This window comes from Streptomyces luteoverticillatus, from assembly GCF_003970715.1.
In the GTDB taxonomy this organism is placed as follows: Bacteria; Actinomycetota; Actinomycetes; order Streptomycetales; family Streptomycetaceae; genus Streptomyces; species Streptomyces abikoensis.
In genome coordinates this window covers 2854472-2879300 of record NZ_CP034587.1, presented here as the reverse complement: position 1 = coordinate 2879300, position 24829 = coordinate 2854472, and the positions used below count along the sequence as shown (strand labels likewise).

The following is a 24829-nucleotide window of genomic DNA, read 5'->3' as shown; positions in this document are numbered from 1 at the left end:
CCCCGGCACGTTCCCGTGCCGGGGGCTTCCAGCGTTCGTCGGCGAATCCGCGTCAGCGCATCCGCGTCAGCGAACCGACATCAGTGGACGTCACCCATCAGGGCGATGATCCGCTTGCGGTACATCCACACCGCGACACCCGCCAGGGTGCAGAGCGCGGCCTGGAACACGATCGTGCCGGTGCCGTTCATGTCCACGCCCGCGATGGAGAGCAGACCCGTGGTGCAGTCACCGGCGGTGACGGCGAGGAACCACACGCCCAGCATCTGGCTCGCGTACTTCTTCGGCGCCATCTTCGTGGTGAGCGACAGACCGACCGGGGAGAGGCACAGCTCACCCATGGTCTGGATCATGTAGATCATCAGCAGCCAGGCCGGGCTGACCTTGGTGCCGTCGCCCGCCATGCCCATCGGGACGGCGAAGACGAAGAACGAGGCGCCGATGAGCACCATCGCCATGGAGAACTTCACCGTGGTGCTGGGCTCGCTGTTACGGCGGGCCAGGAACACCCACAGCCAGGCGAAGACCGGGGCCAGCGCCATGACCCACAGCGGGTTGACCGACTGGAACCAGGTCGACGGGAAGCTGAAGCCGAAGACGTTGTCGGCGGTCTTCTTCTCGGCGAAGGTCGACATCGTCGAACCGGCCTGGTCGAAGATCATCCAGAAGGCGGCGGCGGCGACGAAGAACCAGATGTAGCCGCTGACCTTGGTCTGCTCGGAGTCCGTCAGGTCCTTGTCGCGCTTGATGCGGAACAGGACGGTGATCGGGATGATCAGGCCCAGCAGGGTGATCGGGACCAGGGCCCAGTTGAGGGTGAAGATACCGGCGCCACCCACGATGCCGTAGAAGACGGCCGCGACACCGAGCCAGATCAGGGCCTTGGTGAGGGTCGCCTTGCGCTCCTCGGCCGACAGCGGCGTCGGGACGACGCTGCTCTTCGGGTCGAGGTGGCGGGTGCCCCACAGGAAGATCATCAGGCCGAGCGCCATACCGGCGGCGGCGATGCCGAAGCCCAGGTGCCAGTTGACTTCCTGGCCGACGGTGCCGATGACCAGCGGCGCGAAGAAGGCGCCCAGGTTGATGCCGATGTAGAACAGCGTGAAGCCGCCGTCCCGGCGCGGGTCCGTGGGGCCGTCGTAGAGGTGGCCCACCATCGTGGAGATGTTGGACTTCAGCAGGCCGGAGCCGATCGCCACCAGCGCGAGGCCGGCGAAGAAGGTCGGCTTGCCGGGCACGGCCAGGAGCAGGTGGCCCGCCATGATGGTGCTGGCCGCGATCGTGACCGTCTTACGGGGACCCCATACGCGGTCGCCGAACCAGCCGCCGGGCATGGCGAGCAGGTACACCATGGCCACGTAGATGGAGTAGATCGCCACCGCGCTGGCCTCGGGCATGTGCAGACCGCCGCCCTGGCTGCCGGGCTTGGCGTCGGGGCCGCCGGCGATCAGGTAGACGACGAGCAGGGCCCGCATGCCGTAGTAGGAGAAGCGCTCCCACATCTCGGTCAAGAAGAGCGGGGCCAGGCCGAAGGGGTGGCCGAAGAAGGTCATGCCGCCGGAGGCCGGAGAGGTCTTCTCCCGCTCGGCCGCGTCCTTCGTCAGGCTGGACGCCATGGTCATTCCTAGGGTGCTCGGGACGCGCGGTGGTCCGGAGGACGCGCGCCCGGGTGAGGGGTTGGCCGGCACCGGCTACTGACGCCGTCCCCCCACTCCCCTGGGGTGCGGCTCCTCGAATGGGAGAAGCCGCGGGACGGCCGTATGCCGGGATCCACGCCCCCCGCGCACCTTCGCGCGGCGGACCCGGCCGACAGGTCAAACACTGTGGAACAAGGCTGGAGCACCAGCCCTGCGCACAACAGAGACCTTCGGCTCGTCGGATGTCCCGAAGGTCCCTCGGTAGTGCTACAGATGTCGGGTCACCATACGTCACACCCCGCCCGGGTACGGAAGGTGTTGAGACATGGATCACAGCCGATTCCGGAACCGATCGCTTCCATTCGAAGGTGGTAGCACTTTCGGTGAAGTGTTGCCGTAGGTAGCACTCGGCCCGCCTCTGACGCGCGCCCGCGCGGACTACCATCACCCTCATGACCCGAGTACTGCTCGCCGAGGATGACGCCTCCATCTCGGAGCCGCTCGCGCGCGCCCTGCGCCGCGAAGGGTACGAGGTGGAGGTGCGCGAAGACGGTCCCACCGCCCTGGACGCCGGCCTGCAAGGAGGGGTGGACCTGCTCGTCCTCGACCTCGGGCTGCCCGGCATGGACGGCCTCGAGGTCTGCCGCAGACTGCGCAACGAAGGGCACGGATTCCCCGTGCTGGTCCTCACCGCCCGCGCCGACGAGGTGGACACCGTGGTCGGCCTGGACGCCGGCGCCGACGACTACGTCACCAAGCCCTTCCGGCTCGCCGAGCTCCTCGCGCGGGTCCGGGCGCTGCTGCGCCGCGGCACCGTCGAGGCCCACCAGCAGCCGCCGGCCACCCACGGCGTGCGGATCGACGTCGAGTCGCACCGCGCCTGGATGGGCGACGAGGAACTCCAGCTCACCGCGAAGGAGTTCGACCTGCTGCGGGTCCTGGTGCGCGACGCCGGCCGGGTCGTCACCCGCGACCAGCTGATGCGCGAGGTCTGGGACACCACCTGGTGGTCGTCCACCAAGACCCTGGACATGCACATCTCCTGGCTGCGCAAGAAGCTCGGCGACGACGCCGCCAACCCGCGCTACATCGCCACCGTGCGCGGCGTCGGCTTCCGCTTCGAGAAGAGCTGACCAGAGACCCGTGCGCCGCCGACTGATCAACTCCACGCTCGCCGTCGTACTCGTCGTGATCGCGGTCTTCGGGATCTCGCTGGTCATCGTCGAGACCCGGACGATCGAGAACAGCGCGCAGGAGAGCGTGCAGTCCGAGGTCGTCCGGCTGGTGAGCATCGTCGACAGCCGGCTCGCCGGGCACGAGCGCGTGGAGTCGGGGGTGCTGAGCGATCAGATCACCCCCGACCGGTACGCGCGGGTCGACATCCCCGGGCGGCCGACGATCGAGATCGGCACCCGGCCCGAGGGCGGCGTCATCACCGCGACGCAGAAGGGCGAGCAGGGTGAGACGGTACGGGTCGAGGAGTCCCGCGCCACCGTCAGCCGGGAGATCGGCCGCACCCTGCTGGTGATCCTCGCGGTGGCCCTGCTCGCCGTGATCGCCGCCGTGTTCCTGGCCGTTCGCCAGGCCAACCGGCTCACGGCCCCGCTCACCGACCTCGCCGAGACCGCCGAGCGGCTGGGCTCCGGCGACCCCCGCCCCCGCCACCGCCGCTACGGCGTCCCCGAGCTCGACCGGGTCGCCGACGTCCTCGACGCGAGCGCCGAGCGGATCGCGCGCATGCTCACGGCGGAACGGCGGCTGGCCGCCGACGCCTCGCACCAGCTCCGCACCCCGCTGACCGCGCTGTCGATGCGGCTGGAGGAGATCACGCTCACCGACGACCCGGAGACGGTCAAGGAGGAGGCGATGATCGCCCTCACCCAGGTGGAGCGGCTCACCGACGTCGTCCAGCGGCTGCTGACGAACTCCCGCGACCCGCAGACCGGGTCCGCGGTCACCTTCGACCTCGACGAGGTCATCAAGCAGCAGATCGAGGAATGGCGCCCGGCCGCCCGCGCCACGGGCCGGGCCGTGGTCCGCTCGGGCAAGCAGGGGCTGCGCGCGGTGGGCACGCCGGGCGCGGTCTCCCAGGTGCTGGCGACGCTGATCGAGAACTCCCTGATGCACGGGGACGGCACCGTCGCCCTGCGCACCCGGGTCACCGGCAACCAGGCGGTCGTGGAGGTCTCCGACGAGGGGCCGGGCGTCCCGGTCGACCTGGGCTCCCGGGTGTTCGAGCGGACGGTGAGCGGCCGTAACTCCACGGGGCTGGGCCTGGCCGTCGCCCGCGATCTCGCGGAGGCGGACGGCGGCCGGCTGGAGCTCCTCCAGCAGCAGCCGCCGGTGTTCGCGTTGTTCTTGAGCCGCGAAGCGGATCAAGCGGACTAGAGGCGGGTCACTTCCCGGCCCGGACCCGCTCCTGCGCGGGCACCCCCGCCTCCGTCAGGAACGATTCGGCGGCCTGGACGGCGTCGCGGGCGGGCATCGCGCGGAACACCCACGTGCGGTACGACCAGAAGCGGAAGACCGTGCCGATGCCGAGGCCGACGACGTTCTTGGCGATGTTGTCGGCGAGCGGGCTGGTCCAGCCCATGCCGTAGTGGGAGAGGGCGAGTATCCCGTTCTCGATCACCAGGCCGACGCCGCTGAAGAGCAGGAACAGGGTGAGCTCACGGCTGCGCCGGTTCTTGTCCGTGTCGCGGTAGGTCCAGTAGCGGTTGCCGACGTAGTTCGCGGCGATGGCCACAGCCGTGGCGATGACGCCCGAGCGCACGACGGCCAGACCCAGGCCGTGGACGCAGATGTTGAAGACGATGAAGTTGACCACGAATCCGATGGCGCCCACGGCACCGAATTTCGCGATTTCGCGGGCCAGCCGCTCCAGCCGGGAACGCACTGTGCGCCGTTGAGTCATGTCCTTCATGCTAACGAGCCCGCTGTGGAGCCCGTCCGCAGAGTCGATGAACGAACGGCGAACGCCCGGAATTGCCGCTTTGGTTACACCTCGTCGCCGCCGGAACGAAAGGCTCCCGACTTGGAGGATCATCCAGGGGAGGTCAGGGTGGTTCGTACGTACGGATACTCTGGGGGAGTGACGTTCCCGGTAGTCGGCATGGTCGGTGGCGGTCAGCTCGCCCGTATGACCCACGAGGCGGGCATCCCCCTCGGCATCAGGTTCAAGCTGCTCAGTGACACTCCCCAGGACTCGGCGGCCCAGGTGGTGAGCGATGTCGTCATCGGCGACTACCGCGACCTGGACACCCTTCGTGCGTTCGCACAAGGCTGCGACGTGATCACCTTCGATCACGAGCATGTACCCACCGAGCACCTCCGGGCCCTGGAGGCGGACGGCATCCCCGTCCGCCCGGGGCCCGACGCGTTGGTGCACGCCCAGGACAAGGGCGTGATGCGCGCGAAGCTCGACGCGATCGGAGTGCCCTGCCCACGGCACCGCATCGTGGCGGACCCCGCCGACGTCGAGCGCTTCGCGGCGGAGGGCGACGGCTTCCCCGTCGTCCTCAAGACCGTGCGCGGCGGTTACGACGGCAAGGGTGTCTGGGTGGTCCGCGACGCCAAGGGGGCCGAGGAGCCCTTCCGGGCCGGCGTGCCCGTGCTCGCCGAGGAGAAGGTCGACTTCGTCCGCGAGCTCGCGGCCAACGTGGTCCGCTCCCCGCACGGCCAGGCCGTCTCGTACCCCGTCGTGGAGTCCGTCCAGGTCGACGGCGTCTGCGACACCGTCATCGCCCCCGCGCCCGGCCTGTCCGACGAGCTCTCCGCGCACGCCCAGGAGCTCGCCCTGCGCATCGCCAAGGAACTGGGCGTCGTCGGCCACCTCGCCGTGGAGCTCTTCGAGACCCGCGACGGCCGCGTGCTCGTCAACGAGCTCGCCATGCGCCCCCACAACTCCGGTCACTGGACCCAGGACGGCGCGATCACCTCGCAGTTCGCCAACCACGTCCGGGCCGTGCTGGACCTGCCGCTGGGCGACCCGCGCCCGCGCGCCAAGTGGACCGTGATGGCCAATGTTCTCGGCGGCGACTATCCGGACATGTATTACGCGTACCTGCATTGCATGGCGCGCGACCCGGCACTGAAGATCCATATGTACGGCAAGGACGTGAAGCCCGGCCGCAAGGTCGGACACGTCAACACCTACGGCGACGACCTGGCGGACGTGCGCGAGCGCGCCGCGCACGCCGCCGGATACCTGCGAGGAACGATCACGGAATGAGTTCTCCCGGCTCCCCCCTCATCGGCATCGTCATGGGCTCGGACTCCGACTGGCCCGTCATGGAAGCCGCCGCGAAGGCCCTGGACGAGTTCGAGATCCCCTACGAGGTCGACGTCGTCTCCGCGCACCGGATGCCGCGCGAGATGGTCGAGTACGGGGAGCTGGCCGCCGGCCGCGGCCTCAAGGCGATCATCGCCGGCGCGGGCGGCGCGGCCCACCTGCCCGGGATGCTCGCCTCGGTCACCCCGCTGCCGGTGATCGGCGTGCCCGTGCCGCTGAAGTACCTCGACGGCATGGACTCTCTCCTTTCCATCGTCCAGATGCCCGCCGGCGTCCCCGTCGCCACCGTCTCCGTCGCGGGCGCCCGCAACGCCGGCCTGCTGGCCGTCCGGATGCTCGCCGCCCACGACGAGAAGCTGCTGGAGCGGATGCGCCGCTTCCAGGACGAGCTCAACGACCAGGCCACCGAGAAGGGCAAGCGCCTGCGCGCCAAGGTGGAAGGCGCCTCCGGCTTCGGATTCGGGAAGTGACCTCAGTGGACGAACTGATCCGCGCCCGCGAGCTGCTCGCCGCGCACCCCGTCGTCGACGGGCACAACGACCTCCCCTGGGCCCTGCGCCAGCAGGTCCGCTACGACCTCGACCAGCGCGACATCGCCACCGACCAGAGCGCCGCCGGGCTCCACACCGACCTGCCCCGGATGCGCGCGGGCGGCGTCGGCGCGCAGTTCTGGTCGGTGTACGTGCGCACCGACATGGCCGGCGACGAGGCGGTCAGCGCGACGCTGGAGCAGATCGACGTCGTACGGCAGCTCGTCGACCGCTACCCCGGCGAGCTGCGGCTCGCCCTGACCGCCGACGACATGGAGGCGGCCCGCGCCGAGGGGCGCATCGCCTCGCTGATGGGCGCCGAGGGCGGCCACAGCATCAACTGCTCGCTGGCCACGCTGCGCGCCCTCCACCGCCTGGGCGTCCGCTATATGACGCTCACCCACAACGACAACATCCCGTGGGCGGACTCGGCGACCGACGAGCCGGCGGCGGGCGGGCTGACGCGCTTCGGCGAGGAGGTCGTCCGCGAGATGAACCGCCTCGGCATGCTCGTCGACCTCTCGCACGTCGCGCCCGGCACGATGCGGGACGCGCTGCGGGTCAGCGAGGCGCCGGTGATCTTCTCGCACTCGTCGGCGCGCGCGGTGTGCGACCACCCGCGCAATGTGCCGGACGACGTGCTCGGCGCGCTCGCCGCGAACGGGGGCGTGGCCATGGCCACGTTCGTCCCCAAGTTCATCCTGCCGGAGGCCGTCGCCTGGACCGTGGCCGCCGACGAGAACATGCGCGCCCACGGCTTCCACCACCTCGACACCACCGCCGAGGCCATGGCCGTCCACCGCGCCTTCGAGGCGGAGCGCCCGCGCCCGGTGGCCACGGCCGCGACGGTCGCGGACCACCTCGACCACATGCGCGAGGTCGCGGGCGTCGACCACATCGGCATCGGCGGCGACTTCGACGGCACGGCCTTCACCCCGGCCGACCTGGCCGACGTCTCCGGCTACCCGAACCTGATCGCGGAACTCCTGCGGCGGGGCTGGTCGGAGCCGGACCTGGCGAAGCTGACGTGGCAGAACGCGACGCGGGCGTTGCGGGACGCGGAGGCGGTCGCGCGCGACCTCTCCGCGAAGCGGGGGCCGTCGATCGCGACGATCGACCAGCTGGACGGCTAGCGCCGTCCTCGAACGCCGGACGGGCCGACAAAAGTCGGCCCGTCCGGCGTTTGTCAGGCCTTCGGCCGTCCCAGCGCCCGGAACGTCCAGTCCGCCGAACGCCAGCGCGCGGCGTCCAGCGCGTTGCGGCCGTCGATGACGTGGCGCTCCGCCACCACCGCGCCGACCACCGCCGGGTCGAGCTGCCGGTACTCGCCCCACTCCGTGAGGTGGAGCACCACGTGCGCCCCGCGGCAGGCCTCCAGCGCGGTGTCCGCGTAGGCGAGGGTGGGGAAGAGACGGCGGGCGTTCGCCATGCCCTTGGGGTCGTGGACGGTCACCTGGCCGCCCTGGAGGTGGATCTGGCCGGCGACGTTGAGCGCGGGGGAGTCCCGGACGTCGTCCGAGTCCGGCTTGAACGTGGCGCCCAGCACCGCGACGCGGCGGCCCAGGAAGTCGCCGCCCACGGCCTCCCGCGCCAGCTCGACCATGTGGGAGCGGCGGCGCATGTTGATGGAGTCGACCTCGCGGAGGAAGGTCAGCGCCTGGTCGGCGCCGAGCTCGCCCGCGCGGGCCATGAAGGCGCGGATGTCCTTCGGCAGGCAGCCGCCGCCGAAACCGACGCCCGCGCGCAGGAACTTCTTGCCGATGCGGTCGTCGTGCCCGATGGCCTCGGCCAGCTTCACCACGTCGCCGTCGGCGGCCTCGCAGACCTCGGCCATGGCGTTGATGAAGGAGATCTTCGTGGCGAGGAAGGAGTTGGCGGCGGTCTTGACCAGCTCGGCGGTCGGGTAGTCGGCGACGACGAAGGGCGAGCCCTCGCCGACCGGCGTCGCGTAGACCTCGCGGAGCAGCTTCTCGCCGCGCTCGCCCGCCACGCCGACGACGATGCGGTCGGGGTGGAGGGTGTCCTGGACGGCGAAGCCCTCGCGCAGGAACTCCGGGTTCCAGGCGAGCTCGACGTCCTCGCCCGCCGGGGCCAGCTCGGTGAGGAGCTTCGCGAGGCGGGTCGCGCTGCCGACCGGCACGGTCGACTTGCCGACGACGAGGGCGGGGCGGCGCAGCTGGGGGGCGAGGGAGGCGAAGGCGCTGTCGACGTAGGACATGTCGCAGGCGTACTCGCCGTGCTTCTGCGGGGTGTTCACACAGACGAAGTGGACGTCGCCGAACTCGCCGACCTCCTCCCAGGAGGTCGTGAAGCGCAGCCGTCCGGTCGAGCCCTCGATGCCGGCGACGTGCTTGCGCAGCAGCTCCTCCAGCCCCGGCTCGTACATCGGGACCTCGCCGCGCGCGAGCGTCTCGATCTTCTCGGGGACCACGTCGAGCCCCAGCACCTCGAAGCCCAGCTCGGCCATGGCCGCGGCGTGGGTGGCGCCGAGGTAGCCGGTGCCGATCACGGTGATCCTGAGGGCCATGCGGTGCTCCATTGCTGTGCGGTACTGACGGCCGGCCCGCGTGCGGGCCAGGCGGCCTGATTGCGTTGCCCGAGCATAGTCGGGGGCCGCTCGGGAAGGATCCCGGGGAGATCGCGGGAGATCGCGCGTTGTCGGCAAGCTCACGTGGTACCGGCCCGAAGTGCGCCCCTAGAATCGGGGTTACTAATCAGTAGCTAACTCTCTGGGGAGTACGCCTTGGCGGGAAACAAGGACTTCGACCTGTACCGGCCGGCCGAGGAGCACGACGAGCTCCGCAAGGTCGTGCGCTCGCTCGCCGAGGCGAAGATCGCGCCGTTCGCCGCCGAGGTGGACGAGGAGGGCCGCTTCCCGCAGGAGGCGCTCGACGCCCTCGTCGCCGCCGATCTCCACGCCGTGCACGTGCCGGAGGAGTTCGGCGGCGCGGGCGCGGACGCCCTCGCCACCGTGATCGTGATCGAGGAGGTCGCCCGCGTCTGCGCGTCGTCCTCGCTCATCCCCGCGGTCAACAAGCTGGGTTCGCTCCCGGTGGCCCTCTCCGGCTCGGAGGACCTGAAGAAGCGGTACCTGAGCCCGCTCGCCAAGGGCGAGGGGATGTTCTCGTACTGCCTGAGCGAGCCCGACGCCGGCTCGGACGCGGCCGGCATGAAGACCCGCGCCGTGCGCGACGGCGACTACTGGGTGCTCAACGGCGTCAAGCGCTGGATCACCAACGCCGGCGTCTCCGAGTACTACACGGTCATGGCCGTCACCGACCCCGAGAAGCGTTCGAAGGGCATCAGCGCCTTCGTCGTGGAGAAGGGCGACGAGGGCGTCTCCTTCGGCGCCCCGGAGAAGAAGCTCGGCATCAAGGGCTCGCCGACCCGCGAGGTCTACCTGGACAACGTCCGCATCCCCGCCGACCGCATGATCGGCGCCGAGGGCACCGGCTTCGCCACGGCGATGAAGACCCTGGACCACACCCGCGTCACCATCGCCGCCCAGGCGCTGGGCATCGCCCAGGGCGCCCTCGACTACGCCAAGGGCTACGTCCGCGAGCGCAAGCAGTTCGGCAAGCCGATCGCCGACTTCCAGGGCGTCCAGTTCATGCTGGCCGACATGGCGATGAAGCTGGAGGCCGCCCGTCAGCTGACCTACGCGGCCGCCGCCAGGTCCGAGCGCGTCGACGTCGACCTCACCTTCTTCGGCGCCGCCGCCAAGTGCTACGCCTCCGACGCCGCCATGGAGATCACCACGGACGCCGTCCAGCTCCTCGGCGGCTACGGCTACACCCGTGACTACCCGGTCGAGCGCATGATGCGCGACGCCAAGATCACGCAGATTTATGAGGGCACGAACCAGGTTCAGCGGATCGTCATGGCGAGGAACCTGCCGTAGCGGCGTTTCCGCAGGTCAGCAGCCATCTTGGGTGGTTCGTGAGCCCTGATCGCCTTCCGGTCCGTTCGGGCCCGTTTCGGGCCGATCATGGGCGTCATGCTGGGGAAATCCTGGGACGACGCTGGGGCGAAACCAGCCGCTGACCTGTACAAACGACACAGCCCCCGGCATTGAGCCGGGGGCTGTTCGTCAAGGTGGCGCCGTTGTAGTGCCGAGGGCGTAAGGCTTGCAGTACGACGCCTCACTCGTCCGGGGCGAAGCCCCCGGACCGTCAGGCGGTGCGCCGACTGGCGATGACCTTCCGCGCCAAAGAGCGCGGGCTGGTGAGAAATCCGTAGCCCCACGACATGTGCATCGTGGCCAGCGCCACCGGGATCCTCAGCCGGGCGCCGGCCGGGAGGCCCTTGCCCGCCGGGACGGAGCCGGCCGTGATCGCCGCGAGGTAGCCGGCCGGGACGACCAGGCCCCAGGGGCTGACGGTCGCGCCCACGACGGCGCCCGCCGCGATGGCGCACACGGCGGCCGGGGCCGCCAGATAGCGCAGGTTGATCGAGCCCTGGTGGTAGCGGGCCACCACGTGGCGCCAGCGGCCGTAGTTCTTGTACTGCTTGGCCAGCGCCCGCACGTTCGGGCGGGGGCGGTAGGAGACCTTGAGCTCCGGGGAGAACCAGATCAGCCCGCCCGCCTCACGGATCCGGAAGTTCAGCTCCCAGTCCTGGGCGCGGATGAACTCCTCGTTGTAGCCGCCCTGCCGCTCCAGCACCTCGCGGCGGAAGACGCCCAGGTAGACGGTCTCGGCGGGCCCGGCCTGGCCACCGGTGTGGAAGGCCGCGTTGCCCACGCCGATCCGCGAGGTCATGGCGGCGGCGACGGCCCTCTCCCAGTCGTTCTCGCCCTCGGCGTGCATGATGCCGCCGACGTTCTGCGCGCCGGTCTCGTCCAGGAGCCGCACGGCGGTGGCGATGTAGTCCGGCGAGAGCATGCCGTGCCCGTCGACGCGTACCACGATCGGGTGACGTGATGCCTTGATCGCGGCGTTGAGCGCGGCGGGGGTGCGACCCGTGGGATTCGGCACCGTGTGGACCCGGGAGTCCTCCGCGACGAGCTCCGCGGCGATCTCGTCCGTACGGTCCGTGGACGGGCCGAGGGCGATGACCACCTCCAGCTCACCGGCATACTCCTGCTCCAGGATGTGCCGCACGGAGGTGCGCAGATGCCGCTCTTCATTGAGCACCGGCATGATCACGGAAACGGCTGGCAGCTGCTGATCGGGCATGGTTCCTCGGGGGTACGGGGGTCGGGATCACCACCCGGCGGACGACGGAAACGTCGGCCACGTTACCGCCAATGGGGGACCGGGTTCCGCCCCGCCCGGGTGGCGGAGCGGGCGCGGACGGCGTGGGGCCGCAGACAGATCATCGTATGGGCCTACGTTGTGTCCGCATGGCGAGGGAAGCGTCACACCCGTCCCTGCCCGTCCACGGCTCGCCGCCCGATCCCCGCGGAGGTCCCGCAGTGACCGCACCGGCCCGCTCCCCCGCCCCCCGCCCGGCCAACGCCCGTCACCGCACCCCGCCGCGCCCCCCGCGCTGGGGGATGCGGCTGGCCACGGTCGCCGCGGTGGCGGTGCTGGGCACGAGCGGCATCGGCCATGCGGTGGTCTCCGGGCTCTCCGGCGGGATCGGCCGCGTGGACGCCTTCGAGGGCCTGTCCAACCGGCCGGACGGCGGCCGGGGCATGAACGTCCTGCTCGTCGGCACCGACGGCCGCGACCGGATCACCGAGGACGAGCGCAGGCGCTACCGTCTGGGCGGCACCGCCTGTCACTGCACCGACACGATCCTGCTGGTGCACCTCTCCGCCGACCGCGAGCGGGCCACCGTCGTCGGCCTGCCGCGCGACACCTACACCGAGATCCCCGAGCGCGCGGACGAGTTCGGCCGGGTCCGCCCCGCGCATCCGCAGAAGCTCAACGCCGCCTACGCCGAGGGCGGCCCCGGGCTGACCGTGCGCTCCGTGGAACGGCTGACCGGGCTGCACGTCGATCACTACATGGAGGTCGACTTCACCAGCTTCATGCGGACCGTCGACGCGGTGGGAGGGGTGCGGGTGTGCACCGTACGGCCGCTCAAGGACGCCTACTCCGGGCTCGACCTGCCCGCCGGCACCAGCAACCTCGACGGCGGCCAGGCCCTGCAGTACGTGCGCTCCCGCCATCTCGACGGGGCCGCCGACCTGGGCCGGATGCAGCGGCAGCAGCGGTTCCTCGCCTCGCTGATGCACAAGGCCGCCGACGGCGGGGTGCTGCTGAACCCGGTGAAGTTCCAGGAGGTCGCCTCGTCCGTGGTCGGCTCGGTCCGCGCGGACCGGGGCTTCGGCACCGACGAGCTCGTGGACCTCGGCAGGGCGATGCGGAACCTGACCCCCGCCTCCACCGAGTTCATGTCCGTGCCGATCGCCGTGGCGGACTACCCCGTGCCGAACGTCGGCTCGACCGTGCGCTGGGACGACGCGGCGGCCGGCAAGCTCTTCCAGTCCCTGCGCGAGGACCGGCCCGTGGGCTCCGCCCCCGGCTCCCCGCACCACACCCAGGACGCCAAGCCGCCCGCCGAGGGCAATCAGCCCCCCGCCGCGGCCGTCGACGTCGCCCCCGAGCGGATCCACGTGCAGGTCCTCAACGGCAGCGGCCGCCCGGGCCTGGCCCGGGGCGCCGACCAGGCACTGCGGGCCACCGGCTTCCTCACCACCGGGCTGCCCGCCGACGCGCCACCGCCCGCGATCAAGCACACGACGATCACCTACGACCCGCGCTGGGACCGCTCGGCCCGCTCGCTCGCCACCGCCCTGCCCGGCGCCGAGCTCCGGCCGGCGCCCGGCCAGGGGCCGCTGATGAAGGTGGTCCTCGGCGAGGACTTCACCGACGTCCGGCCCGTCCGGGCCGGGGAGCCCGACCGGCCGGACCGGATCCCGGTGGTCACCGGCGACCAGGCGGTCTGCCCGGAGCAGACCTGAACCCGGCCTCTGCTTCAGTCCTCGATGCCCTCGGCGGCCCGGTTCTGCCGGAGCTCCATGATCGCGCGGCGCCGGGCGAGCCGGTGCGTCCGCCGGATCTGCGCCTCCTGGTAGCGCCGCCGGTCACGCTCGGTCTCGGGGACCACCGGCGGCACCTGCCGCGGCTTGCCGTCGGCGTCGACGGCCGCGAAGACGAGATAGGCGCTGCCGACCTGGACGGCGGGCGTGGACTCGTTCCACCGCTCGGCCAGGACCCGCACGCCGACCTCCATGGAGGACCGGCCCGTCCAGTTCACCTGGGCCTTCACATGAACCAGGTCGCCCACGCGGACCGGCTCCAGGAAGGCCATCTCGTCCATGGAGGCGGTGACCGCGGGCCCGCCGGAGTGCCGCCCGGCGACCGCGCCGGCCACGTCGTCCACCAGCTTCATGATCACACCGCCGTGGACGGTGCCCAGCAGATTGGTGTCGTTGCCGGTCATGATGTGGGAGAGCGTCGTGCGGGAAGCCGATGTCGGCTTCCCGGATATCTCCGGATCCGTGCCGCGGTCCTGATTGGTCATGTCCCCCAGTATGCGGGGACCGCCGGACACCCCGCCGGGCGCCCGGGTGGTGCGGCGGGTGTGCATCAGCTCTGCAACAGGAACGCTCCGGTTTCCCACGCGCCCTGTGGAGCGGCCCGCCGGGCGGGCACACTCGGTTGCATGAATGACTGGCCCGATCGGCGGAACGGCGCGCCCGAGGAGCGGTACGGGCGCGGCAGCACCGGTACCGAGCCCGAGGGCGCCCGCGCGATGCCGCACGTACGGCGTCCCGCGCCTCCCAGGCAGGTTCCGCCCCAGCAGTACCGCCCGCCGCAGGACTACGACGCCCCGGGCCCCTCCGACGGCCGCGGCCCCTCGGACGGCTACAACACCGGACAGGTCTACGGGCACGGCAGCGGCGGCGGTCGCGGCGGCACCGGCCGGGGGAACCCCGGCGGCGGCGCGGGCGGCCCGGGCGCGCGGGCCGGCGCCCCGGACTGGCGCAAGCGGATCAAGATCGGGGCGATCGCGCTGGTCGCCACGGCCCTGGTCGTCTCCGTGGGCACGTACTTCTGGGCCGACGGCAAGATGCGCCGCGAGGTGGATCTCAACAAGGTCGCCGACCGCCCGGCGGCGGGCTCGGGCACGAACTACCTGATCGTCGGCTCCGACAGCCGCGAGGGCCTGTCCGAGGCGGACAAGAAGGACCTCCACACCGGGTCGGCGGACGGCAAGCGCACCGACTCGATGATGATCCTGCACACGGGCGACAACGGCACCACGATGCTGAGCCTGCCGCGCGACTCGTACGTCACGATCCCCGCCTTCACCGGCGCGACGTCCGGCAAGCAGTACGCCCAGTCGACCCACAAGCTCAACCGGGCGTACTCCGACGGCGGCGCCGAGCTGCTGGTCCGGACGATCGAGTACAACACCGGGCTGCGCATCGACCACTACGCGGAGATCGGCTTCGGCGGCTTCCGCAATCTCGTGGACGCGCTGGGCGGCGTGGACATGTGCCTGGACAAGCCGGTCAAGGACCGGGACTCGGGCGCGGACTTCAAGGCGGGCTGCCAGACGCTCGACGGCGCGCAGTCGCTGGCCTTCGTCCGCCAGCGGCACCAGGAGGCCGACCAGGACCTGGGCCGGATGCGCAACCAGCAGAAGTTCCTCAACACGCTCGCCAAGCAGGCCGCCTCGCCCTCGACGGTCCTCAACCCCTTCCGGCTCTACCCGGTGATCGGCTCCGGCCTGGACACCCTGGTCGTCGACAAGGACATGGGGCTGTGGGACCTGGCGTCGATGTTCTGGGCGATGAAGGGCGTCACGGGCGGCGACGGGCAGCAGCTGACCGTGCCCATCGGCAACCCGAACCTGCCCACGCGCAGTGACGGCGAGGCCGTGGCGTGGGACAAGGTCAAGGCCAAGCAGCTCTTCGACCAGCTGAAGAACGACGACAAGGTCACCGCCGTCGCCCCGAAGTGACGACGGCGGTGACGACGGCGGGGGCCGTCAGGCGTCGTCGGGCGAGGGCCCGGTCGCGTTGATGACCGCGAAGATCGCGCCCTGCGGGTCCTGGAGGACGGCCATCCGGCCGGCCACCATGTCGAACGGCGGCGCGAGCACATTGCCGCCGGCCCTGACCAGGGCGTCGACCGTACTGTCGGTGTTGTCGACGGAGAAATACGTCAGCCAGTGGGAGGGCGATCCGGGCGGGGAGTTCTCCAGGCTCTGCATCCCGCCGATCACCCGGCCCTTCGCCTTGAGGGAGAAGTAGCCGGGCGGCTCCTCGAAGGGCTCGGCCGCGAGGCCCAGGGCATCGGCGTAGAAGGCACCGGCCGCTTCGGTGTCGGCGGTGTTGAGCTCGTTCCACACCACCGCGCCCGGCTCGTTGACGACCCCGGAGCCGTGGAACTCCTTGGCCTGCCAGATCCCGAAGACCGCGCCCGTGGAGTCGGCGACGACGGCCATCCGCCCGAGCGTCATCACGTCCATCGGGTCCATCAGCGACGTGCCACCGGCGTCCTTGATCTTCCCCATGGTGGCATCGGCGTCCGCGACGGCCAGGTACGTCGTCCACGCGGGCGGCGGCTTGGAGCCGCCCTCCTGCGCCATCGACGTCATGATCCCCACCACCGGCTTGCCGCGCAGCGTGCAGACCGCGTACCCGCCCGTCTCGGGCGGCCCGGGCTCCCCCTGCCAGCCGAAGAGGTCGCGGTAGAAGTCGAGGGCCTCCCGCTGATCCGGGACCACGAGATCGGCCCAGCAGGGCGTCCCGGGCACGTACGGCTTGGTTACCTCGGGCATGACGCGCGCCTCCCTGGCAGTACGGACACCCCCGCGACCACCTTCACCCGGCGCACGGCGCTCCGCCACCGGAGAAACGGCGAACGGCCCCCGGCGGACCGCGTTCCCCCCTGATCATGGCTGTGAATCTCCAGGACAATCGCACGCCCTCTTGACGGCGTGGCTGGCCAGGCAAGAGGGTCGTGCAACTAGGCGCAACTGGCTCTACAACGGAGGCAGTCATGGCACTACGGTTTATCGGCATCGACCCTGACACCGATCACGACCACTGCCCGGCCGTGTGGATCGACGTCGAGGCGAAACCGGAACCCCATCTGGTTGTGCAGGGCTGGTTGGCCGACGAGGCAACGCAGGCAGAGTGCTCGAAGAACAGCCCCAAGCCCGACACGGAAGCTGTCATCCGCATACCGGCACGGATGGTGTCGCTGATCAGGGAGGCGTGCGATGCCGCAGAGCGAGCAGCAACCGAGCTTCGGTGAGCTGCTGGCCTCCACGGAGCGCACAGCGGTCCATCTGGAGCTGCGCGATGTGTACGGCGACAACCCACGCTTTGCGGCCTGGCGGGACGGTCACCGTACTGATTGGGATGACCGGGCGTCGTGGTGGCACAGCTTCCATGAGCAGATCGCTCAGGCCGTGCGCCGAGGGGTGGCTATCCGCCGCGCTCGTGTGGTGAGCGAGCCCGTATCGGAGTACATCCGGTGGGAGCACTACGCCACGCGCAGCAACGTGGAGGCAGGGGAGGCAGTTCGTTGGTTGCCGAGGCGACGCGCATCCGACCTTCTGCTTCCGCCGAACGACTACTGGGTGTTCGACGACCGGCTGGTGCGCGTTCACCACTTCGCCGGTGACGGCTCTCATGTCGTCGACGAGCTCAGCTCAGACCCCGAACTGGCCAAGCAATTCTCCTCGGCGTTCGAGTCGGTGTGGGAGCGCGGCACTCCGCATGACGAGTACGCGGTCTGAGCCGCCAGCACGCCAGTCATGCCCACTTCGCCGTCGTCCAGCGTCCAGAAGGCCCGTGAGGCAATCGCGAACCGCTTGCGGGAAATGCGCCTCGACGCTGGACTGACGGTGGAGTCACTGGCAGAGCGATGCGGGTGGAACAAGTCGAAGTCCTCACGGATCGAGAACGCGAAGACGCTGCCGTCCGATGCCGATATCCGCGCATGGTGTGCAGCGTGTGAGTCCGAGGACCAAACAGCTGACCTCATAGCCGCCTCCCGCAGCGCCGACTCCATGTATGTGGAGTGGCGACGGCTCCATCGGACTGGCCTGCGCCGGGGTCAAGAAGGCCGTGTACCGCTGTACGAGCGGACACGCCTCTTCCGCATCTACTGCGCGAACATCATCCCTGGCCTTCTCCAAACCGAGTCATACGCCACGGCCTTGCTGTCTGCGATCACCGAATTCCGGGGAACGCCCAATGATGTGATCGATGCCGTGGCAGCACGGCTCGCTCGATCCCGTGTGATTCACCAAGGAAACCACCGATTTGGACTCCTCGTCGAAGAGGAGGCTCTACGGCATCGCCTGGGAAACGCCGCAACGATGAGAGGCCAGCTCGAATACCTGCTGACAGTGATGTCCCTGCCACGAGTGTCCCTCGGCGTCATTCCCTTTACGGCTGATCGCCACATGTGGCCGGTAGAGACGTTCTCGATTTTTGATGAAGATCAAGTGAGTGTCGAGCTGGTATCAGCAGCAATCACAGTCACGGCCCCCAGCGAGATCGCACTTTACGCGAAGGCTTATGCAGAGCTGCAAAAGTTGGCCGTCTACGGACCACAAGCACGAGCCTTGATCCGGGAGGCCGTACGCGCCCTGGGGTGAAGGTCCGCAACGAAGTGCAACTTCGTGGTCGCGATACCTCCCGTCCCCCTAGCGTCTGGTCATGACGACGGACACCGAAGCCGCGCAGCCCGATCTCGGGGGCGAGGAAGGCTGCATGGCCTGCTATCGACTCAGGGAGCAGATGCGGCAGGCCAGGGAAACGCTCGACCACGACAAGGTCTCGAAAGCCGCACGCGAGGCCCGCAGACACCTTGCGGAAGTCCATCTGAAGGCCATCGTCGGTGCTTGAGATGTCGGCCTACAGGTGAGCCAAGAGGCGAGCCGACGAGACGGCCCGGCTCCTGCGAGAGGCGCTCACCCACCTCGGAGTGCGCGAGTCGGACATTTGGAATATCCGGGGAACGGCTACAAGCTCCGGGCATTCTCATGTGGTGGTTGGGACGCTTTCCTTGCACGCCGCCGACACGTTGACTGACGCCCTGATTGCAGGTCAGTTGAGAGAACGCAAGGCGCAACAGATGGCTGGCTGATCAGGTGTCCATTCCATCGCTCAGAAAGGTACGCCCATGAGTGGAACCGATCTGTATGGGCTCGATATCCAAGGCGCCCAGTTCGCCAAGGCGTGCGGCGGAAATACACACCCGGACGGCGAATCGTGCGTCACTCTCGCGCGCATTGGCGAGGACGCCTGGGCCGTGGGCGACAGCAAGCGCCCCAACACCGAACCGCTGAGGTTCACCACGGCTGAACTGAACGCGGCTGGCATCAACCCGAGCCGGTTCGGACTGACGGCCTAACCTCCTGAACCGCGGCTCCCGCCCTCTGACTCCATGAGGGCGGGAGCCGCTTCCACCTGCGCAGAATCGGGACGCTCGTGCATTTCCACGGTTATCTGTGGGTCGGCGACAAAGCGGTGTTCGACAAGGAAAGTGTCCGGCGCCCGCCGTCGCCGGTGGAGCCGACAACAACCAGCCCACCGGATGTGGTGGAGCGGTACCGGGAAGCCGTGGCGGAGTGGCGGGTGACCGAGGTGCCACCTCTGGAAACGGCGTATTGGCTGATGAAGCCTGCCAAGCTCGTACAGGGCACGTGGAAGCGTCCGAAGGAAGCAGCCGAATGGCTGGGTCACTGTCTGACGAGTTACGCACCGCGCTTCGCCGCGCAAGCGGACCAGGATACGACCACGCTTACGCTGAAAGTGACATACGCGGCGGACATGCTGAGCTGGGGCGGGGACGTCTCACTTGGGTACTACCTGGGACGGCCGCAGTTCTTGAGCCTGGCCCTGGTGATGTGTTCGCCGAACCGGGCACTCCGTGACCAACCGTGCCCTGTCGACCTGTGACGGCGGGGCCCCTCGGAAACCGGGGGCACCCCCCAGCGGTAGCCAGGGGAGACAAGGGCGGGGCCGAGGCGAAATCCCCCGGCCCCCCCGCCTAGAACCGGTTCGCCGTGTTCACCTTCATGCACGCCGAGGCGTCCGCGCCATTGAGGGGGTCCGAGCTCTCGGGCGCCTTGTTCTCGCCCGTCGGCTTCCCGGAGGGGGTGGCCGACGGCGACCCGGACGCGTCGGGCGTCGCGCCCGTATCGCCCCCGACCGCCCCCGCCGCCGCGTCCGCCGGGTACGCCGTGCCCGTCCGCCAGTCCCCGCCCACGACCAGCGTGATCTGCCGGACCTCGGGGGAGTGCCGCACCGCCGCGTCCGGCAACCCCAGCGCCTTGGCCACGGCGAGGGCGTCGGCGCGCTGCCCGGCCCTCGGATAGGTGATCGTGGTGTCCACCTGCGCCCGGGGCGTGGAGTCGGCCGTCGCCTTGGCGAAGCCCTGCTTGACGAGGAACGCGGCGATGTCCGAGCCCCGCCCGGTGGCCGGCGGCTCCACCGCCGTGCCGGTGCCGTTGAAGACGGTGATCGCGATGTCGTTCTTGCGGGCGGGCGGGGCGGTGGGTGCCGGGCTCTTGTCGTCCTTCTTCTTGTCCTTGCCGTCCAGGGCGATGTCGTTGCGCACGAGCGCGAAGAGCTTGTCGGCGTCGCCCGGCTTGGGTATGACGTGGGCGTCCGGGTTCTGCGGATCGGTGGTCCACGGCATCGTGGTCATGGTGATCCGGCCGGACGGCACCCGCTTGATGTCGTCGGCGAGGTCGTAGAGCTCCTTCACGGAGCCGAGGTCCTTGTCGACGGTGAGAGCCTTGGTGGCGGCCTCGGCCAGGTCGGTGAGCTGGCCCGGGTCGCTGAGCTTGGTGCCGGACTTCAGCTGCCGGACCATCGCGTTCATGTACATGTGCTGCGCGTGGGTGCGGCCGATGTCGCTGCCGTCCTCGAAGCCGTGCCGGGTGCGCAGCCACTGCAGGGCCTGCTTGCCCTTGATGGTGTGGGAGCCCTTGGTCAGCCGCAGGCCGGACTTGTCGTCGCGCACATTGGCGTCCACGCACACCGGGACGCCGCCGACCGCGTCGGCCATGTTCACCACACCGGAGAAGTCGATCATCATGAAGTGGTCGACGGGGATGCCCGTGAGCTCCTCCCAGGTGGCGACCGTGCAGCCCGGGCCGCCGTTGACCAGGCTGGTGTTGATGATCTGGCGGTCGGTCGACTTGTAGACCTTGCCGGTGTCGGGGTCGGTGCACTTGGGGATCGTCACCCGGGTGTCGCGGGGGACGCTGATCACCGACATGTTGCTGCGGTCCGCCGAGACGTGGACGAGCATCTGGACGTCGGCGAGCGGCGGGCGGTCGGCGTCGTCACGGGCGCCGCCGAGCTCCTGGTTCTCCTTGCTGCCCCGGCTGTCGGAGCCCAGGAGGAGGATGTTCAGCGGGCGCTGGCCGGCCGCGTTGGCGACGCTGCGGTCGAGCTGCTTGTCGCCGAGGTTGAGCTTGTTCTTGCGGATGTTGTCGTTGAGATGCTGGTAGTAGAAGTACCCCACCCCGGAGACCCCGAGGACGGTGACCGCGACGCCGAGCGCGGTCCAGCGGGCTATTCGGCCGATGCGGCGCCGGGGGGCGCCGCCTTTCGCGTCGCCCGCCTCCGTCCCGGTGTCCGTCCCGGTGTCCTTCGCGGCGCCCCCGGAGCCCTCGGCGCCGGCGGTCTTCGGCGTGCTCTGCTCCGGGACGCCCTTCTGCTCCGGCGCGCTCTCCCGGGCGTCGCGGGACTTCTCTCCCCGCACGCCGCTGCTCTGCCGCATCGGGCCCTCCCCTGGATGGTGTCCGGCCCGATGGGCAGGCGTGTCGTACCTAAATGAGTATTACTGCGCTATGAGATGCGAAAGGCCATTGTCGGGGTTCACTTGGCGCAGATGTTCTCATCGTCGGCTTCGACTTTCTGAATCCCCTCCGGCGCCTTCTTCGGCGCAGACACCGGGACGCCCGCGCCCTTGAAGTCCGCGCCGAGGGTGAGCGTCATCTCGGCGGTGGGGGGCGCGTCGGCCGTCGTCTGCTTCAGGGCGTCGACGGGGAGGCCCATGTCCTCCGCGACGCGGCGCGCCTGGTCGGCCTGGTTGGGGGCGAACTCCAGCAGGGTCTTGTCCTTCTTGCCCCCCGCCGCGTTGCCGCCGTTGCTGGAGTGCGACACGGCCTTGCTGTTCTGCATCCAGGCGACGGTCTCCTGGGCGGCGCCGACCCGCCCACTGCCGTTGAGGATCTTCACCCGGACCTTCGCGGGCTCCGCCTTCGGGCCCTGGAGCAGCGCCGCCTGCTTGGCGTCGGCCTGCTCCTGCGCCTTCTTCTCCTTCTCCTTCTCCTCGGTGAGGGAGACGTCCTGGCGGACCATGGCGAACAGCGGCTCGGCCTTGGGCTTGTCCAGGATGACCGTCTTGTGCTGCTTGCCGTCGGCGGGGTTGTCGAGGACGGGGACGGTCGCGAAGGTCACGTTCTTCAGATTGACCTTCCTGAGCTCCTTGGCCAGGCTCGTCAGCTTGCTGATGGAGCCTATGCCGGTGTCGACGGTGAGCGAGTTGGTCGCGGCGTCGCTGAGGTCATAGAGCTTCTTGGGGTTGGTCAGGGTGTCGCCGGACTTCATCTTCCGGAGCATCGAGCTCAGGAACTGCTGCTGGAGCTCGATCCGGCTGAGGTCGCCGCCGAAGCCCACCGAGTGCCGGGTCCGGACGAAGGCCAGGGCCTGCTCGCCCTCGACCGTGTGCCGGCCCTTGGCCATCTTCAGGTGCGAGTCGCGGTCGTTGATGTCCTTGGCCACGCACACCTCGACGCCGCCCACAGCCGAGGAGAGCTCCTTGACGGCGTTGAAGTCGGCCATCATGAAGTGACTGACCTTCAGACCCGTCAGTTGCTCGACGGTCCGCCAGGTGCAGCCCGGGTCGCGGTCCTCCTGGCCCAGGCTCTCGTTGAAGCGCACCCCCTTGGAGCCGGGGATGGTCTTCGTGGAGCCGTTCTTCTGCTTGGTGGGGCAGTCCGGGATGTCCGTGATCATGTCGCGCGGGATGGACAGCGCGGTGGCGTTCGTCCGGTCCTCGGAGACGTGGAAGAGCACGGTGGTGTCGGCGTGGCCGACGCTGCCGTCGTCGCCGTAGCCGGTGTTGCCCTTGCCGGAGCGTTTGTCCGTGCCGATCACCAGGATGTTCAGCGGGCCCTTGTCGAACACGCTGTTGTTGATGCCGACGTCGATCTTGTCGATGTTGTCGTTGAGGTGCTGGTAGAGCAGATAGCCGCCGACCGTGCACACCACCAGCACCAGGCCGATCGTGCCGCCGGTCCACATCAGGACCTTCTTCTTCCGGGCGGCCTTCTTCTTCGGCTTGGGGCGCCGCCGCCCGGCGGCCGCCGTCGCCTTGGCCCCGGCGCCCCGGCGGCCACCGGCCGCCGTGCCGCCCGCGCGCTGGCCGCGCTGGCCCGGCACGGTACGGCCGCCGCCGGGCTTGGGCCGGGCGGGGGCCTGTCTGGGCGAGGTGCGGGGGGCTGGGCCGGACGCCGCGGCGGAAGCTTCACGGGGAGCCGTCGCGGGCTCCCCGGTTTGATCGAGACGCAGCTCGTAGCTGCCCGTCTCGGGGTCGAACACCCATTGGTCGGCGGGGTCGATACCGCCCGCCCGCCCACGGCCTTGCGCGTCCACGGTCGCTTGAATCCTCCGTCGGTGCCACGCGGCGCCTACCCCCCTGAGGCGCTCGGAGCGTCGTCTGTGCAGTGCGCGGTCAACCCGGCGGTGCGCACCGGGTCGCTCACACTATCCGCCCAGTTCAGCGTCAAGCGACGCCCGTGACAAATTGCACTCCCCTACAACTGGGCAATCTGCCCAATCCCTTCGCGGAGAGGGCTGCGGAGAGGGCTGCCGAGAGAACGCGGAGACGAAAACCGGTCGGGTCGTTTGACGGTTTTATCGCGTTTGTGGCGCAGAGTGTCGCTCAGCCGCACATCCCGCGTGCCGCCGTGGTGCCCTGATAGGTCGGCGGGACGCTGGAGAGCGGTGAGGGCGCCGTGGTCGCGGGGGGTGCCTGGGACGCCGGGGACGTCATGGGCGCGGCCGGCGCCGAGGACGGGACGGACCCGGTCCGCGGCGCGACGGGCGCCTGCGAGGGCGGTGCCGGCGGTGCGGCGGGCGGCGCCGCCGTGGCGGGGGGTACGGGCGGCGCCTCGCCGCCCTCGGTCGCGGAACCGTCCGTCCCCTCCGGCCCCGGATCCCGCCCGGACCTGCCCCGCCCGTGCCGGTCGTCGCGCGGTTTGTCGTCCGCCGGGCGCACCTGCGCGTTCACCGACACCGGCCGGTCCAGGCGCAACTGACGGAACAACTGGTCCGCGTCGGGCTGGACGAGCTCGTCGCGCGCGCTGTTGAACGCGTACGGCCGCCGGGGGACCGTCAGGAACTGCACCCGCTCGGTCGGGATGTCCCGCACGGTGCGCACCAGGTCGTAGAGCTTCTTGAGCGAGTCCAGCCCGGCGTCCGTGGTCACCGACTTGGTGGCCGCGTCGAGCACCGGGTAGAGCCGGGTGGGGTTGAGCAGCAACCCTTCGCTGCGCATGTCGCGCACCAGGGCGCCGAGGAACTTCTGCTGACGCCCCATCCGTTCGGTGTCGCTGCCGTCGCCCAGGCTGTAGCGGGCCCGTACATAGCCGAGGGCCTGCTCGCCGTTGAGCGTCTGGTTCCCGGCGGGCAGGTGGAGCTTGGCCTCGCGGTCGTCCATGGGCTTGTCCAGGCAGAGCTCCACGCCGTCCATGGCGTCCACGAGGTTCTTGAAACCGTTGAAGTCCAGGACGATGTGATGGTCGATCCGGATCTGGGTGATGTTCTCGACGGTGCGGATCGTGCAGGCGGTGCCCGCGAGCTCGTAGGCCCAGTTGAACTGCGCGAAGCGCTCGTTGGTGTACGTGCCGTCGCGCTTGCGGCAGCTGGGGATCGTCGCCATCAGGTCGCGGGGGAGACTGACGGCGGTCGCGCTCCTCCTGTTGGCGGCGAGGTGCAGCAGGATCGTGGTGTCCGAGCGCTGGCTGCCGCTGTCCTCGCCGTACTTGGCGTTGCCGGAGCCGCTGCGGGTGTCGGACCCGATGATGAGGATGTTCTGGGCGCCGCGCACCAGCGCGCTGGGGCGCTGCTTCTCCCAGCGGCGCAGCTCCTCGGCGGTCTCGTCGTCGGTGGTGATGTTGCTGTTGAGCTGCTCGTAGAGCACCCAGCCCAGCCCCGCGACGAGGAGCACCAGCGCCGCGGCCACCGCCGCCAGCCGCCGCAGCCAGCGCCGCCGGCGGCCCGGCGGACGGGGCGTCACCGGGCGGCCGTACGGCTCCCCGGTGAAGGGGCCGTCCGGCGGGCCGGACATGCCTGGGCGGTTCACGGCTGCGCTGCGTCCCTCCGCCGCTCGAGTCGGTGGCGTACGCGCCCGGCGGGGCCGGCGTCC

General features: G+C 70.1%; 23 protein-coding genes. 14 read left to right on the top strand and 9 right to left on the bottom strand.

Features of this window, described 5'->3' with window-relative positions:
- Positions 1-80: 80 nt before the first annotated feature.
- Positions 81-1616: a peptide MFS transporter gene (locus tag EKH77_RS12420; RefSeq protein ID WP_126914457.1), complete on the bottom strand. Its 1536-nt coding sequence runs from the start codon at positions 1614-1616 to the stop codon at positions 81-83.
- 473 nt (positions 1617-2089) lie between these two features.
- On the opposite strand from EKH77_RS12420, the gene EKH77_RS12415 reads away from it, so the two are divergent.
- Together EKH77_RS12415 and EKH77_RS12410 are read left to right on the top strand one after the other, a co-directional pair.
- The gene (locus EKH77_RS12415) at positions 2090-2770 is read left to right on the top strand and encodes a response regulator transcription factor (RefSeq protein ID WP_126914456.1); all 681 of its coding nucleotides are present in this window, start codon (positions 2090-2092) and stop codon (positions 2768-2770) included.
- Between the two features lie 10 nt (positions 2771-2780).
- Positions 2781-4025, top strand: a complete 1245-nt coding sequence (locus tag EKH77_RS12410) for an ATP-binding protein (protein ID WP_126914455.1) — start codon at positions 2781-2783, stop codon at positions 4023-4025.
- A gap of 7 nt (positions 4026-4032) precedes the next feature.
- On the opposite strand, the gene EKH77_RS12405 is transcribed toward EKH77_RS12410, so the two are convergent.
- Positions 4033-4551, bottom strand: a complete 519-nt coding sequence (locus EKH77_RS12405) for a GtrA family protein (RefSeq protein WP_126914454.1) — start codon at positions 4549-4551, stop codon at positions 4033-4035.
- 198 nt (positions 4552-4749) lie between these two features.
- Between EKH77_RS12405 and EKH77_RS12400 the strand changes: the two genes are divergently transcribed.
- The 3 genes from EKH77_RS12400 to EKH77_RS12390 are packed head-to-tail and all read left to right on the top strand — an operon-like array spanning position 4750 to position 7591.
- On the top strand, positions 4750-5868 hold the full coding sequence (locus tag EKH77_RS12400) for a 5-(carboxyamino)imidazole ribonucleotide synthase (RefSeq protein WP_240667732.1): 1119 nt from the start codon (positions 4750-4752) through the stop codon (positions 5866-5868).
- Entirely contained in the window at positions 5865-6398 is a 534-nt protein-coding gene (gene purE, locus EKH77_RS12395) for a 5-(carboxyamino)imidazole ribonucleotide mutase (protein WP_126914452.1), read from the top strand. The genes EKH77_RS12400 and purE overlap by 4 nt, the downstream gene beginning before the upstream one ends.
- 5 nt (positions 6399-6403) lie before the next feature.
- Complete coding sequence (locus EKH77_RS12390; RefSeq protein ID WP_126914451.1) at positions 6404-7591, top strand: dipeptidase; 1188 nt, start codon at positions 6404-6406, stop codon at positions 7589-7591.
- A 53-nt stretch (positions 7592-7644) separates the two neighbouring features.
- Here the strand turns inward: EKH77_RS12390 and EKH77_RS12385 are convergent, their stop codons facing one another.
- The gene (locus tag EKH77_RS12385) at positions 7645-8985 is read right to left on the bottom strand and encodes a UDP-glucose dehydrogenase family protein (RefSeq protein ID WP_126914450.1); all 1341 of its coding nucleotides are present in this window, start codon (positions 8983-8985) and stop codon (positions 7645-7647) included.
- Positions 8986-9201: 216 nt separating this feature from the next.
- Between EKH77_RS12385 and EKH77_RS12380 the strand changes: the two genes are divergently transcribed.
- Positions 9202-10359 (top strand): acyl-CoA dehydrogenase family protein, encoded by a 1158-nt coding sequence (locus EKH77_RS12380; protein WP_126914449.1) that lies wholly within the window; start codon positions 9202-9204, stop codon positions 10357-10359.
- 271 nt (positions 10360-10630) lie between these two features.
- Here EKH77_RS12380 and EKH77_RS12375 read toward each other — a convergent pair whose 3' ends face one another.
- Positions 10631-11635 carry a glycosyltransferase family 2 protein gene (locus EKH77_RS12375; RefSeq protein WP_126914448.1) on the bottom strand — a complete coding sequence of 335 codons (1005 nt, stop codon included), beginning with the start codon at positions 11633-11635 and terminating at the stop codon, positions 10631-10633.
- A gap of 239 nt (positions 11636-11874) precedes the next feature.
- Between EKH77_RS12375 and EKH77_RS12370 the strand changes: the two genes are divergently transcribed.
- Positions 11875-13371: an LCP family protein gene (locus EKH77_RS12370; RefSeq protein WP_240667328.1), complete on the top strand. Its 1497-nt coding sequence runs from the start codon at positions 11875-11877 to the stop codon at positions 13369-13371.
- A gap of 14 nt (positions 13372-13385) precedes the next feature.
- Here EKH77_RS12370 and EKH77_RS12365 read toward each other — a convergent pair whose 3' ends face one another.
- Positions 13386-13934 carry an acyl-CoA thioesterase gene (locus EKH77_RS12365; RefSeq protein ID WP_126914447.1) on the bottom strand — a complete coding sequence of 183 codons (549 nt, stop codon included), beginning with the start codon at positions 13932-13934 and terminating at the stop codon, positions 13386-13388.
- A gap of 141 nt (positions 13935-14075) precedes the next feature.
- Here EKH77_RS12365 and EKH77_RS12360 point away from each other — a divergent pair, with 141 nt between their 5' ends.
- Complete coding sequence (locus tag EKH77_RS12360; protein WP_126914446.1) at positions 14076-15380, top strand: LCP family protein; 1305 nt, start codon at positions 14076-14078, stop codon at positions 15378-15380.
- 27 nt (positions 15381-15407) lie between these two features.
- On the opposite strand, the gene EKH77_RS12355 is transcribed toward EKH77_RS12360, so the two are convergent.
- Positions 15408-16202, bottom strand: a complete 795-nt coding sequence (locus EKH77_RS12355; protein ID WP_126914445.1) for a VOC family protein — start codon at positions 16200-16202, stop codon at positions 15408-15410.
- Between the two features lie 221 nt (positions 16203-16423).
- Here EKH77_RS12355 and EKH77_RS12350 point away from each other — a divergent pair, with 221 nt between their 5' ends.
- From EKH77_RS12350 to EKH77_RS12325, 6 genes are all read left to right on the top strand, one after another.
- Complete coding sequence (locus EKH77_RS12350) at positions 16424-16681, top strand: hypothetical protein (RefSeq protein ID WP_126914444.1); 258 nt, start codon at positions 16424-16426, stop codon at positions 16679-16681.
- Positions 16647-17168, top strand: a complete 522-nt coding sequence (locus tag EKH77_RS12345; protein WP_126914443.1) for a DUF6879 family protein — start codon at positions 16647-16649, stop codon at positions 17166-17168. The genes EKH77_RS12350 and EKH77_RS12345 overlap by 35 nt, the downstream gene beginning before the upstream one ends.
- A gap of 18 nt (positions 17169-17186) precedes the next feature.
- A complete protein-coding gene (locus EKH77_RS12340) occupies positions 17187-18035 on the top strand; it encodes a helix-turn-helix domain-containing protein (protein ID WP_126914442.1) in 849 nt (282 codons plus the stop codon).
- A 61-nt stretch (positions 18036-18096) separates the two neighbouring features.
- Complete coding sequence (locus EKH77_RS12335; protein WP_126914441.1) at positions 18097-18285, top strand: hypothetical protein; 189 nt, start codon at positions 18097-18099, stop codon at positions 18283-18285.
- Between the two features lie 277 nt (positions 18286-18562).
- Positions 18563-18793, top strand: a complete 231-nt coding sequence (locus EKH77_RS12330) for a DUF397 domain-containing protein (RefSeq protein WP_126914440.1) — start codon at positions 18563-18565, stop codon at positions 18791-18793.
- A 77-nt stretch (positions 18794-18870) separates the two neighbouring features.
- Entirely contained in the window at positions 18871-19341 is a 471-nt protein-coding gene (locus EKH77_RS12325) for a hypothetical protein (protein ID WP_126914439.1), read from the top strand.
- Positions 19342-19432: 91 nt separating this feature from the next.
- Here the strand turns inward: EKH77_RS12325 and EKH77_RS12320 are convergent, their stop codons facing one another.
- The 3 genes from EKH77_RS12320 to EKH77_RS33760 all read right to left on the bottom strand — a co-directional run bounded on the left by EKH77_RS12320 (position 19433) and on the right by EKH77_RS33760 (position 24766).
- A complete protein-coding gene (locus tag EKH77_RS12320; RefSeq protein ID WP_126914438.1) occupies positions 19433-21175 on the bottom strand; it encodes an LCP family protein in 1743 nt (580 codons plus the stop codon).
- A 98-nt stretch (positions 21176-21273) separates the two neighbouring features.
- Positions 21274-23055, bottom strand: a complete 1782-nt coding sequence (locus EKH77_RS12315; RefSeq protein ID WP_126914437.1) for an LCP family protein — start codon at positions 23053-23055, stop codon at positions 21274-21276.
- A gap of 289 nt (positions 23056-23344) precedes the next feature.
- Complete coding sequence (locus EKH77_RS33760; protein ID WP_397613298.1) at positions 23345-24766, bottom strand: LCP family protein; 1422 nt, start codon at positions 24764-24766, stop codon at positions 23345-23347.
- Positions 24767-24829: the final 63 nt, after the last annotated feature.